At 53.3% G+C, this 12,634-nt stretch carries 11 protein-coding genes; 5 read left to right on the forward strand and 6 right to left on the reverse strand.

Going from position 1 to position 12,634, the window contains the following annotated elements; genetic code table 11:
- The 4 genes from OXG87_23075 to OXG87_23090 all read right to left on the reverse strand — a co-directional run.
- On the reverse strand, positions 1-402 hold a 402-nt coding region (locus OXG87_23075; protein MCY3872439.1), incomplete at its 3' end, for a nucleotidyltransferase domain-containing protein.
- Positions 395-1,609: a glucose-1-phosphate adenylyltransferase gene (gene glgC / locus OXG87_23080; protein MCY3872440.1), complete on the reverse strand. Its 1,215-nt coding sequence runs from the start codon at positions 1,607-1,609 to the stop codon at positions 395-397. The genes OXG87_23075 and glgC, both read right to left, overlap by 8 nt.
- Positions 1,596-1,958 (reverse strand): response regulator, encoded by a 363-nt coding sequence (locus OXG87_23085; protein ID MCY3872441.1) that lies wholly within the window; start codon positions 1,956-1,958, stop codon positions 1,596-1,598. The genes glgC and OXG87_23085 overlap by 14 nt, the downstream gene beginning before the upstream one ends.
- Entirely contained in the window at positions 1,955-3,622 is a 1,668-nt protein-coding gene (locus OXG87_23090; protein ID MCY3872442.1) for an ATP-binding protein, read from the reverse strand. Before OXG87_23090 ends, OXG87_23085 begins: the two co-directional genes overlap by 4 nt.
- A gap of 118 nt (positions 3,623-3,740) precedes the next feature.
- Between OXG87_23090 and OXG87_23095 the strand changes: the two genes are divergently transcribed.
- The 5 genes from OXG87_23095 (at position 3,741) to OXG87_23115 (ending at position 8,499) form a co-directional block, all read left to right on the forward strand.
- The gene (locus tag OXG87_23095; protein ID MCY3872443.1) at positions 3,741-4,802 is read left to right on the forward strand and encodes an ATP-binding protein; all 1,062 of its coding nucleotides are present in this window, start codon (positions 3,741-3,743) and stop codon (positions 4,800-4,802) included.
- A gap of 9 nt (positions 4,803-4,811) precedes the next feature.
- The gene (locus OXG87_23100) at positions 4,812-6,170 is read left to right on the forward strand and encodes a sigma-54 dependent transcriptional regulator (GenBank protein ID MCY3872444.1); all 1,359 of its coding nucleotides are present in this window, start codon (positions 4,812-4,814) and stop codon (positions 6,168-6,170) included.
- A gap of 306 nt (positions 6,171-6,476) precedes the next feature.
- Positions 6,477-6,989 carry a PTS sugar transporter subunit IIA gene (locus tag OXG87_23105; GenBank protein ID MCY3872445.1) on the forward strand — a complete coding sequence of 171 codons (513 nt, stop codon included), beginning with the start codon at positions 6,477-6,479 and terminating at the stop codon, positions 6,987-6,989.
- A gap of 44 nt (positions 6,990-7,033) precedes the next feature.
- The gene (locus OXG87_23110) at positions 7,034-7,873 is read left to right on the forward strand and encodes an RNA polymerase sigma factor RpoD/SigA (GenBank protein ID MCY3872446.1); all 840 of its coding nucleotides are present in this window, start codon (positions 7,034-7,036) and stop codon (positions 7,871-7,873) included.
- Positions 7,874-7,992: 119 nt separating this feature from the next.
- On the forward strand, positions 7,993-8,499 hold the full coding sequence (locus tag OXG87_23115) for a hypothetical protein (GenBank protein MCY3872447.1): 507 nt from the start codon (positions 7,993-7,995) through the stop codon (positions 8,497-8,499).
- A gap of 70 nt (positions 8,500-8,569) precedes the next feature.
- Here the strand turns inward: OXG87_23115 and OXG87_23120 are convergent, their stop codons facing one another.
- A complete protein-coding gene (locus tag OXG87_23120; GenBank protein ID MCY3872448.1) occupies positions 8,570-10,396 on the reverse strand; it encodes a T9SS type A sorting domain-containing protein in 1,827 nt (608 codons plus the stop codon).
- Positions 10,397-10,424: 28 nt separating this feature from the next.
- Complete coding sequence (locus OXG87_23125) at positions 10,425-12,224, reverse strand: T9SS type A sorting domain-containing protein (GenBank protein ID MCY3872449.1); 1,800 nt, start codon at positions 12,222-12,224, stop codon at positions 10,425-10,427.
- Positions 12,225-12,634 lie beyond the last annotated feature (410 nt).

Genomic DNA, 12,634 nt, shown 5'->3' on the forward strand with positions numbered 1-12,634 from the left:
AAATCGCAGATCCCACAGGGTGTGGAGAATCGCGCGCGTTATGGGGTCGCCTTCGCGGACTTTTTTGTAAAAGAGAAATAACAGGTCGATATCCGAGTGGGGATTGAGCGCTCCCCTGCCATATCCCCCTTGCGCGATTACGGCAAATCCGGTTGGCTCACCGTGTTCTTCTTTTGCTTCGGCATACAGTGCCTGGATGAGTGTATCGACGCGCTGTGTGAGTGCTGCAACCACAGCACCGCCCGATGCGCCGCTCTGGTGATGTGTATAAATATTTTCCCAGGTGGTGTCGAGATAGGTTCGCAGGTACGACAGGCGTTCGGTGGGCCAGGCGTCTGATGTTTTTTTTGCGTTGCGCAGATCGCGTGGGAGGGTATCACACATGGAGATTTGTTTATTCAATGGGTAGTCCTTTGGAAATGGCTACGACGCCGCTATCTGTCACGGTGAAACGCCGGCGGTCGTCTTCGCGGTTAATCCCAATTTGGGCACCATCTGGAATGACGACGCCTTCATCGGCGATGACGCGGTGAAGTTGGGCATTGGCACCGACTTTGACGCCTTCCATGAGCACCGAATCGGTGATTTGTGCGCCGGAGTCTATGTGAACACCCGCAGAGATGACTGAGCGCTCGACCCGCGCATTGGCAATAACACATCCCTGTGCGACTACGAGAAGAGAACTGTTTTGCGGTCGAATGTGCAGGCGCGAAGGCGGATACGGGTGTGCGTGTGTGCGGATGGGCCAGTTCGGGTCGTGCAGGTCGAATTCGGGGGTTTCAGAAACGAGGTCCATGTTGGCTTCCCAGTACGCATCGAGGAGGCCGATGTCGCGCCAGTACACGGTCGAATTGCGATTGCCGTGCTTGAAGTTGTACGCAAAGACGCGCCCCGAATCGACCATTGAGGGGATGATATTTTGACCAAAGTCGTGGGCTGTGTCGCGTTTGGCATCTTCAGAGAGTTGGCGCACGAGGACTTCTGTGCTGAAGATGTAGATGCCCATTGAGGCCAGGGCGAGATTGGGATTGTGTGGTGTGGGTTTGGGATGGTCGGGTTTTTCTTCAAAGCCGACAATGCGAGATTCATAGTCGATTGCCATGACGCCCAATTCGGTGGCATTTTTGATGGGTACTTCAATGCAGGCTACCGTGAGGTCGGCATTTGCGCTGTCGTGAAAGGCGAGCATCTTGCTGTAATCCATTTTGTACACGTGGTCGCCGCCCAGAATGAGGACGCGGTCGGGACGCTCGCGTTCGAGGATGTCGATATTTTGAAAAATGGCGTCGGCTGTGCCGCGATACCAGTTGCCGGCAAGGCGGAATTGGGGCGGGACTTCAAAGATAAATTCGTCGAGTTCGGGATTGAAAATGGACCAGCCGCGTTGCAAATGCCGGTCGAGAGATGTTGACATGTATTGCGTGAGAATATATATGCGGCGCAAGTTGGAGTTGAGGCAGTTGGAGAGGGTAAAGTCAATGATGCGGTACATGCCGCCGAAGGGCACGGCGGGTTTGGCCTGATTGCGCGTGAGGGGATAAAGCCGCGATCCCTGGCCTCCGGCGAGGATCATGGTTAGCGTATCGTCGGGCATGTCAAGACCTTTCACCGTTCAGCACATCGCTTATGGCGGTTTTGAGTTCTGACAGGTCCGATGACTTGACCACATAGGCATTGGCTGACCAGGTGAGGTAATTGTCTTTGTGATTGCTATAAGCGGTGTTGAGAATAACGGGTAACTGGTTGTTTATCCCCAGAATGTGGTTGAGGGCTTCAATGCCGTCCATGCCGGGCATTCGAATGTCGAGTATTAAGAGATCCGGTGGATTTTCTTTGACGCGCTCAATCGCGGTTTGCGCGTCGTGAACCACATCCACACAATACCCCTCATCGGTGAGTTCTTGCTCGTAGAGCAATGCCAGATTTTGATCGTCATCGGCAATGAGGATGTTTTTCATAGTGGTTTCCCTGAGGAGAGATCGGGGAGATGGATGAAAAGGGTGGTGCCAGAACCGTTGTGGCTCGTGAATGAGAGGGTTCCGCCGTGGCGTTCGACGATTTGTTTGCTGATGACCAATCCGAGACCTGTGCCCGTAGTTTTGGTGGTGAAATAGGGCTTGAAAATTTCGTCCTGAATTTCGGCGGGGATCCCCGGTCCCGTATCTCGTATTTCTATTTGGATATGTGGCTGATCCTCTTTTTTTTTGATGTGGACGTGCAATTTGCCGCCATTGGGCATTGCCTGAAATGCGTTTTTGAAGATGTTGATGAGTACCTGCTTAAATTGTGCGGGATCTAAGGGTATTTCGGGCAGGTCAGATGGTGCGTTTTGTCGATAAGTGATGCCCCGACCTTCGAGGCCCTCGCCAACTTGATGATAGACATCGGTGATGAGGTCCGGGAGATTGACGGGTTCGAGTTCGAGCTTGCGAGGTCGCGTGTAGTTGAGTATGTCGGTCAGTAGCTCTTCCAGGCGCGTGACTTCACAAGATATGATGTGCGATGCCGTGTCGATGCGGTCGGGCGTTGGCGCGCGCTGAAGAGCGCGCGCAAAGCCGCCAATCGTCGCCAGTGGATTGCGAATCTCGTGTGCTATGTGCGCAGACATTTCGCCGATTACGGCCAGGCGTTCCGATTGTACGAGTTCGTCCTGGAGTTCTCGCGTTTCCTGAAAGAGATGCGCGTTGTGGATGACCCATGCCAGTTGATCGGTCAAGACCATTAGCGATTGCACATCGGTCCAATTAAAGCCATTTTTTTTTCGACTGAGCACATCGAGTGCGCCCAATACGCGGTCTGCTGTTTTGATTGGCACACAGAGTTCTGATCGCGTGTTTTTTTCTTGTGGAAAAGCAATGATACGCCTGAGGTCATTGGCCACGTCATTGGCCATGATGGGATTGCCAGACGCGACGACATGGCCTACGATGCCTTCGCCCACATTTTGGCGATACCCCTCGGGAAAGTGCTTTTCGTAAACACCGGCTCTGGCTCTCATTATCATCTGGTTGGAATGCGGTTCTACAAAGTAAAGCGAGACATGCTGGTAATTGAAGCTCTGTTGCACTTCGTGAACAATGCGCCGGAAAATTTCATCCGGGTCGAGGGTTGACAGGGCCATTTGCGCGATGCGATTGTTGGTGGTCAGATGCGCGGCTCGCCGTTTTTCCGCTGCGAGGAGGCGGGCGATTTCGATGTTGCGCTGGCGCAGGCTTTGAGATTGATGGCGCGCCAGATTTCGATAGCGCATTTCGTGGTAGTAAGCCGATATGCGCAGCAAGATTTCGTCAAATATGGCTTCGGCATTGTGCGCAAAATTTTCCAGGCGTTTCAGAACGGTTTTCTTCAAGGCAATGAGCAATCGACAAGCCGCGTCAGGGGTAAAAGCATTGATTTCGCCTGAAAAGATGCGCTGACGGAGCAGGTGATAATCCTGTTTGGCGGTGATCTGTGTGACTATTAGATCAAAGAACTCTTCGAGTACATCGTCGGGCGTGTGACCGTCAAAATCTTCGCGCAGTTGCAAGTCAGATGTGCGGCGAACGCGTTTTTGCCATTCAGATAACAGGCTTGCGCGCTGGGTGGTGAGTACGCGATGCAGGTTTTGTTCTGTGTTTTTCATAACTAGAGGTTAATAATATCACGCCAAATGTATAAGTGTCAAGATATTTGGGCTTGCGCTTTGGGTAGAAATATGGAAAATTAACGTTAAATGGCTTTTATGTATCGGGAGAACGCGCATGGACATGGCTACGGATTATAGTGCTTCTATTCTGGAGGGGCTGGGGGAGGGTATCGTGGCTTTTGATAAAACACATCGGGCGGTGATGGCCAATGCACATCTGATTGCGTTGATGGGGTGGGACAATCAGGCTGTTTGTGGCGCATCGCCAGAGGTGCTATTTGCCCAGCGCCCTGAGTTGTTGCGGATTTTGAACGAGGGTATGAGAAACAAGGTACTGGTGTCAGATACGGATTTGGTACACCACAATGCCGACGGTGGATTGCAGCATTTGCGCGTGAGCACTTCGTTTTTAGATACAGATACGCAGGGCGGGCTGGTGCTGGCGGTGCGCGATATATCTGAGATAAAGCGGATGGAGTGGGAGATCTTTCAGGTTGAAAAGATGACGGCGTTGGGGCGTTTGGCCGCTTCTGTTGCCCATGAAGTGCGCAATCCTCTGGGGGCGATTGATATTCAGTTGCAATTGTTGGAGGAAGATCTCAGCGCGTTGTCAAGTGCGTTAAAAGAGCGCCTTTTGGGGCGGCTCAATATCGCGCAGACAGAGATGAAACGTCTCGACCGCCTCGTGTATAATTTTTTGCGTTTTTCGCGTACGCCCAAACTTCATTTGCGGCAGGTGTCTCTCAACGATGTGGTTCGCCGCGTTTTTGAGTTGGTCTCGCCCGAAGCACGCGAGCGCGGCATTGTGTTGCGTCTGGAACTTTCCGAGGATCTGCCCGCGATTAATGGAGATGAAGACCAACTCGGTCAAGCCGTGCTCAATATTGTGGTGAATGCCTTTCAGTCTATGGCCACTGGTGGCGATTTGACTGCCCGGACGCAAACCGAGTCGGGGCAGGTGTGTTTGATGCTTACAGATACGGGTTGCGGGATTCCGGAAGAAGAGGTGGATCGCATTTTCGAGTTTTATTATACGACAAAAGATGAGGGTACCGGGTTGGGGTTGTCTATTGCCCAGCGCATTATTTATCAGCACGGAGGGCATATTGATGTCGAGAGCCGCCCCGAACGGGGAACGACCTTCCGGGTGTATTTGCCCGAGCATGAGATACGATAGAGGTAACTTATGGATGCGAGTGAGATTCGGCTTTTGATTGCCGATGATGAGTACTATATCTGCGAGGGTCTGCGGGAGGCGATGGCCAAAGACGGTTATCGGGTTGATGTGGCTTATGATGGGAATCAGGCAAAAGCACTTATGGAGGCCCATGAGTATGATGCCGCAATTTTTGATCTCAAGATGCCGGGACAGGATGGTCTGGCACTTTTGAAGTGGGTGCGCGGTGCAAATCGCGAAATTGGCGTTATTGTGATTACGGCTTATGGAGAGGTGGAGACGGCTGTTGAAGCCATGCGGCGGGGGGCTTATGATTATTTGACCAAGCCGGTAGATTTGAAGCGGTTGCGCCTGTCTTTGGAGCGTTTGCTGGATCACCAGGCACTGGTCGCGGAGAATCGCGTATTGCGGGCGCGTCTGGATTCCAATGGCGAAAATGGAGATGTTGTGCATCGAAGTGCTGCCATGGAACAGGTTAGTGATACCATAGCGCAGGCGGCAATGACCGATGTGCCGGTTTTGATTACCGGGGAAACGGGGACGGGGAAAGAACTCGTGGTGCGTGCGATTCATCAGGCGAGCGCGCGGCGAAATGCACCCCTGGTGGCGATGAATTGCGGGGCGTTTGCCGAGACATTATTTGGCAGCGAGTTGTTCGGTTATGTAAAAGGCGCGTTTACGGGTGCGACAGCGGATAAGGCGGGTTTTTTTGCCGCGGCTGAAGGCGGGACGCTTTTTTTTGATGAAGTGGGTGAAATCCCTTTGCCCAATCAGGTCGATTTGCTTCGCGTATTAGAAGAAAAAGCCTATCGCCCGGTGGGGAGTACCAAAGCGGTGGCCGCAGATGTGCGAACTATTTTTGTCACCAATCGCGATCTCGAGCGAGAAGTGGCAGAAGGACGGTTTAGAGAAGATTTGTATTATCGCATCAATGTGGTGCCCATTCGCCTGCCACCGCTTCGCGAGCGCGTCGAAGATATTCCGCTTTTGATCGATGTGTTTTTTGACACTCTGTGTGTGTTGCACCACAAAGCGCGCAAGGAGTTGACTCCCGATGCAATGGACAGGGTTCTGGCTTATTTCTGGCCCGGCAATGTGCGCGAGTTGAAAAATACCATTGAGCGCATTGTGGTGACCTGCGCAGATCAGAAGGTGGATGTGGATCATTTGCCTTCTCGAATACGCGATGCCCAGAATGAGACAGATACTATAACGGTTGAACTCGGTACATCGCTTGCAGAAGTGGAACGCGCGCTGATCGAAAAAACACTGGCGCATGTGACGGCAAATCGGAAGGAGGCCGCAGCTCTGTTGGGGATCAGTGTTCGCGCGTTGCAATACAAGATCAAGGCGTATAACCTGCGCTAATTTTCAAAAACGCAATTTTTGCATTTTAGTTATAAAACAGGGTGCAATTTTTGCATGTTAAAAAGAAAAAAAAGAATGTGTAGATACGACTTTATAATCTTTTTGCAATATAAACAATAAGTTATGTCTGCAGGTGTTTTTTTGGCACGGATATTGCTGTAATATCAGAGCGCGTTTATCGCGGATTTTTGATATTGGAGATTAACCTTATGTTTTTATTGATGTTAATGCGTTATTCTCCTTTTATAGAAAATGTCTTATAGTTTGAAAGTGCAATTTCTGCATTTTGTTGCGTGTGGGGGCCAGGTGACTCAAACGACAATTTTACCCGAAGACGATGTTTTTCATTTTGATGTTTCGCTTCTTGTACCCGAGTTGCAATCACAAGATCGTCTGGGGGCGATCAAAGAACTGGTCGATCGGCTCTACGGGCGCAGGAAGGTGGTCGATAGTCTGAAGTTTTTGCAAACTATTCTGGATCGAGAAGATCAGATGAGTACTGTTTTGGGCCGGGGTGTTGCACTGCCCCATGCGCGATGCCGCTCGGTTGCTCAGCCCGGTGTGGCATTGGGTATTTCTCAGACGGGTATTGCTTTTCCCCCAGATGCAGAACCCGTTCACGTTATATGCATGGTTGCTGTACCCGATGCGGCTCCTGTGCCTTATCTATCGGTTTTGAGCAATTTGGCACTGTTGTTTAAAAATTCAGATGTGCGAGCGGGTTTGATGGCTTGCGACACATCGATGAGTATGTATCAATTTATGACGAAACATCTGGCGCAAATTCGCAAGATGTCGGCTCCCCATTCTGTTTTATAGTAATTCTCCCCCATATTTTTAGGAGGTTCCCCTTGCCTGGAATTATGATACAAGATAGTGAGTCTCTGGATTTGTATCTGCGAGACATTGCCTCGTCTGAACCCCTTTCGAGTGCAGAAGAAATTGAACTGGCAAAGAAGATCCATAAGGGTTGCCAGAGATCCAGAGATAAACTGGTTGCGGCCAATCTCCGTTTTGTGGTGAGTGTGGCGCGCGAATATCAAAATCACGGGGTGCCTCTGGCCGATTTGATCAGCGCGGGCAATATGGGCCTGATGACGGCTGCCGAGCGCTTTGATGGCACGCGGGGTTTTAAGTTTATTTCCTATGCTGTCTGGTGGATCCGCCAGGCGATTCACCAGAGTCTGGCACAGGATTCGCGGGTTGTGCGGTTGCCCATTAACCGCATTGATTTGTTGCACAATATTTCAAAGGTGTCGCGCGAACTGAGGCAGTCAAGCGAGACCGAACCCGAACCCGAAACCGTGGCCAAAGAACTCGGCGTGTCAGTGGAGATGGTTCAGGATACGCTTATGCGCGCGCGCGATGTCTGGTCTCTGGATGCGTCTTTCCGCGAGGAGGACGACCACAGTTTGCTGCATGTGTTGCCCGATAAGACGCAAAAGGCACCGGATGAGGAGGTTGTAGAAGATTCGGTGCGCGAACAGGTAAAAGATGTGCTCACGTCTCTGGATGACCGGGAGACCGAGGTTTTGCGCCTGTATTTTGGTCTGGGCGGTGAAGAGCCGCTTACGCTTGAAGAGATCGGCGTTCGGTTCAATTTGACCCGAGAGCGCGTGCGGCAAATTAAGGAGAAAGCACTTCGCAGATTGCGCCATCCGCGTCGTCGCTCGCGGCTTGAGCCACTGCTGGAAGTGACCTGATTTTTTAAGAGCACCTTTTGGTGCTCTTTTTTTTGCGTTTTTTTGGCTTGACAGCGCGCAAATCGAAAAATATACTGTAGCTGTTCGTTTTTCGGATGATAACTCGCAGGGAGATCGAAATGAAACGCCTGATGATATGCCTTCTGTCTGTGTTCGCGATGCAGGGTTGTAGTGACCGTCTGTCGGATATGCAGACACAACTGGCAGGTACGTGGGTCTTGCAAACTCGCAAATTACAAGATGGGACGGTGTTGCGCGCCCCGCATATAAAAGGGGCACTTTTTTGGGAGCCTATCAGTTCTCGAAAAGCACATATTACGCTCAATCTTCTCGAGGACTTAAAAGACGGTACGCCCAGGCGATTTAATTACGCTGCCAGTACGTATGAGATTTCTACATCGGCGATTACACGAGCCAGGCATGTGCTGGTTCGCCAGGGGTATCGGTCTTCTGCCGAAGCACCGATGTCGATTTATCCCAAGGCCAAGAGCGTGAAGGGCAAGATTACGGTTGAGGGCGATAAAATTGAGATCGCACACGATGAGCAGCAGTGGGTTTTTGAAGGCAATACAATGATTGCATCTTATGAGGGGGCATGGGTTGATACATGGATGCGGGTTCAGTAGGGTGTGATAAAAAAGACGAGGCGTACAAAAAAAGCCCCTGAATTTTCAGGGGCTTTCTTCGTTCGGCGCGCTACTTGAGGTAGAGCAGCCGTTGGGTCTGTACCCCGTTAGGATAGCTCAGGTGTGCGATGTAGATCCCCGTCGATAGCGAGACGCCCCGCTGGTCGAGGACATCCCACCGAATCTGGTAGGAACCTGCGGCCTGGGACTCATCCACCAGCGTGCGTACCGGCTGTCCCAGCACATTGTAGATCACCAATTGCACCGGGCCGGGGCTGGACAGGTGGTAGGTAATCAGGGTGGCGCTGTTGAAAGGGTTGGGAAAGTTGGGCGCCAGACCACTAACTTCCGGCACTGTCTCGACCACGGGCTTGGCTGCGGCCAGTGGTTCGACGCGTACGATCCTCATTCCGCCGCCCAGCGGCAGTTCCAGGACCTGGCGTTGATTGTGATTGAGAGGAATGCTGTGCCATTGGCCGACGGTTTCGCCAGCGGCGTTGCGGGCGCGGGCTATATAGTACCCACTCACGCCATCTGGGCTGGAGATGGTGAGGGACAAATAGCCATCGGCATCTGTGACAGCGTTATGGGCGTAGTCGGGCTGTTGGCCAGCGATAGATCGAGCAAACTCGACGGTCAACCCCTCGACGACGTCGCCTATAACTGTGGCTTCCACTTCTGTACGGGGATCAGTTGGGACGACAACCTCGGGTGCGCGCCCATAAAAACCCGACCCAATGACGTAGTGAGTTGGGACTACGCTTCCGTCTGGCCTTTGGATTTCACCGGTGAACTCGCGTGCGTATCCCACCTTGGGGATGTCGGCTCTGTCGGTGTCGTCAGTGGGGTCATCGAAGTAATACTCCACGAAGCCGCCTTCCGGGCTGCTGGCCGCCGCCTCGATGACCTGCGGCAGAACGAGATGTCCGCTCACGACATCTCGGACAGTCGCAACCAGAGGTTGAAGCTCGAATCTATTCGGAAACGCGCCGTGAAGTAGAATTGTGTTGCTGGTACGATCCAGGATGTAGAGGTACACGGAACCGTGTCGCCAGGGCCCGTTCGGATCCCGAAAGGCTATCCTGACCTTCGAGATAGCGCTTATACCTCCGGTTTCGTAGGCTGCGCGAAAGTAGATCATCGCTTGCGTGACGAAGGCCTTCAAGGTTTCGCGGTCCACCACGTCCCTGGCGGTAATGGTTGGGTCGCCGTAATCGATGTCTTCTTCAGTCAAGTGAGTTTCATTGAGATCGAACCCAGCGAGCACCACGATCGGGCTCTGAAAACCGAGTGAGAAGTAGACGCCGGCATAGCCGGAGGCGCCTGGTATGCCTGGTGACAGATCTGGAATAGGGGTGGTCGCATCGAATGCGCCGTCCGGTTCCTGAATCAATGTGCTCATGACGGCGCCGAACGCCTGGGCGGCGACAGCAGGATCAGGAGATACCAGATTGGCCAGATCGCTCATGGATACGCCCAGCCCGGAAAGGATCGCTCCATAAATCACGGGGTTGAGCAGCCTGCCCGACAATGACATGTCCTTCGCGTGAATGAACACCCTTCCGTCGGGCGTCAGGCTCACGATGTACGTGGAACCGGAACGCCAGATTCCATCGTCCTGCCTTGTGAGACATCCGATGTATGCCGCTCGTTCAAGAGTCGGTTGTCCCCGGGACTCGCTCCTAAAGAAATCTCTCGCGGCCAGCGCGAATTCCTCCAAGCTCGCGCTGCCGTCTTCAACCTGTTGCGCCGTCACACGCGGATCCGGAGGAGGCGTCACGCCGGGAGGAAGTGGACAATCTGCCAGGGCGGGAGGCGCATTGGAAAAGACGCCGGCCAGCACGAGCAGTCCGACAACAGGAATCATGTATGTGAATGATGTTCGAGTTTTCGTCACGATGGTTCTCCTTCTCAAAAAATTGGCACTACTTGAGGTAGAGTAGCCGTTGCGTCTGCACCCCGTTAGGATAGCTCAGACGTGCGATGTAGATCCCCGTCGATAGCGAGACGCCCCGCTGGTCGAGGACATCCCACCGAATCTGGTAGGAGCCTGCGGCCTGGGACTGATCCACCAATGTGCGTACTGGCTGTCCCAACACATTGTAGATTACCAATTGCACCGGACCGGGGCTGGACAGGTGGTAGGTTATCAGGGTGGCGCTGTTGAATGGGTTGGGAAAGTTGGGCGCCAGACCACTAACTTCTGGCACTGTCTCTGCTGCCAATACTGGCTCGGATACGGCCACTGGCTTGGATGCGGCCAGTGGTTCGACGCGTACGACCGTCATACCGCCGCTTAGGGTCAGTTCCAGGACCTGGCGTTGATTGCGATTGAGAGGAATGCTGTGCCACTGGCCGACGGTTTCGCCGTCGGCGTTGCGGGCGCGTGCCTGATAGTAACCACTGACCCCATCTGGGTTGGAGATGGTGAGGGACAAAGAGCCATTGGCATCTGTGACGGCGTTATAGGCGTAGTCGGCTGGCTGGCCAGCGATGGATCGAGCAAATTCGACGGTCAACCCCTCGACGGCATCGCCTGAGACCGTGGCTTCCACTACCGTATGGGGTTCAGTCGGGACAACGTCGGGCGCACGCCCATAAAACCCCGACCCAATGATGAAGTTGTACGGGACTACCCTTCCACCTAACTCGGTTTGCGTTTTGAACTCGCGTGCGTATCCCACCTTTGGGATATCGGCGCTGTCTGTGTCGTCAGTGGGATCGTCAAAGTAATACTCCACGAAGCCGCCTTCCGGGTCACTTTTCGCCGCTTCGATGACCTGCGGTAGTATGAGTTCTCCAGTAACGACGTCTCGGACAGTCGGTATCAGAGGTCGAAGCTCGTATCTGTTCGGAAACGCAGCGTGTATTTGGATTACGTTGCTGGTAGTATCCAGGACATAGAGGTACACGGAACCGTGTCGCCAGGGCCCGTCCGGATCCCGAAGTGCGATCCTGGCTATCCCACCGGGGAAATTGCCGGTTTTCCGAAGTTCGAGACAGTACTCCCCTGCTGCCGTGACGAAGGCTTTCAGGGTTTCTCGATCTACCACGTCCCTGGCGGTAACGGCCGGGGTAATGTGATCGATCTCTTCTTCAATTAGGTGAGTTTCATTGAGCTCGAAACCGGCCATCATCACAAGCGGGCCTCTAAAAAAGTCCGACCAATATGTGGCGGCGTAGCCGGAGGCACCCGGTATGCCAGGTCGCAGGCCTGGTATAGGGGTGGTCGCATCGAATGCGGCATCCGGTTCTTGCGACAATATATTAACCACTTCGGCATTAGCCTGGGCGGCAATAGCAGAATCGGGAGATGCCAGGTTGGCCAGAACGGTTGAGGGTACTCCCAGGGTAGAAAGGATCTCTGCATAAATAAGGGGGTTGAGTCGCCTGCTCGACAATGCCATGTTCTTCGCGTGAATCAAAATACTGCCATCGGCCCTCATAATCACGAGGTAGGTGGAACCGGAATGCCAATAGCTCCCCTCTTGCCGGAAGAGACATCCATAGTATACCACTTGTCCCAGATTCTCAGCCGTCTGGAGCTGCATAACAAATCGTTCTCTCGAGGCCAGCGCGAAGTCCTTCAGGGTAGCGCTGCCGTCTTCCACCTGTTGCGCCGTCACAGGCGGGTCCGCAAGCGGCGTCACGCCGTCAGGTAGGGGACACTCGATCTGCACCTGTGCCAGAGCGGGGGGTGTCTTGAAAAAGACACCGGCCAGCACGAACAGGCCGCTTGCAAGGATCAGCGAGATCGGGGTCAGCACGGTTCCAGTTTGCATCTTCGGAGCCTCCTCTCGGCTCCCGTACGTGACGCTCACGCGGGCACGAAGAGCCGCTCGGCATCTATACACAACTGCCGGCTGGTTGTCACTACTAATTTGGGAGGAAAATCTCACTGCTCCTATCTTGCTCCCGCCCTGGGTTCTCAAGGCAGGAACGAGACTCGACTTTGACCGTAGGCTCTCGGATGTGAGAGAATAATGTGACAAACACAGAGAAGAACAAATTTCAAAGTGAGTCACTACCGAGGGGTACCAATGCAGCGGGCCACCCTATTGCACACAGGCTGGTGTCACGGCCGCTACTGAAATGGCCGTTGAGCCTCGCTCATGCCGTTGATCTCCAGTAGATA

The sequence above is a fragment of the Gemmatimonadota bacterium genome (assembly GCA_026706845.1).
Lineage (GTDB): Bacteria > Latescibacterota > UBA2968 > UBA2968 > UBA2968 > VXRD01.

Coding starts and splice junctions, on each gene's coding strand:
- OXG87_23085 (MCY3872441.1), bottom strand. CDS start 1,958: ATGAAAAACATCCTCATTGCCGATGACGATCAAAATCTGGCATTGCTC.
- OXG87_23100 (MCY3872444.1), top strand. CDS start 4,812: ATGGATGCGAGTGAGATTCGGCTTTTGATTGCCGATGATGAGTACTAT.
- OXG87_23115 (MCY3872447.1), top strand. CDS start 7,993: ATGAAACGCCTGATGATATGCCTTCTGTCTGTGTTCGCGATGCAGGGT.
- OXG87_23090 (MCY3872442.1), bottom strand. CDS start 3,622: ATGAAAAACACAGAACAAAACCTGCATCGCGTACTCACCACCCAGCGC.
- OXG87_23110 (MCY3872446.1), top strand. CDS start 7,034: ATGATACAAGATAGTGAGTCTCTGGATTTGTATCTGCGAGACATTGCC.
- OXG87_23095 (MCY3872443.1), top strand. CDS start 3,741: ATGGACATGGCTACGGATTATAGTGCTTCTATTCTGGAGGGGCTGGGG.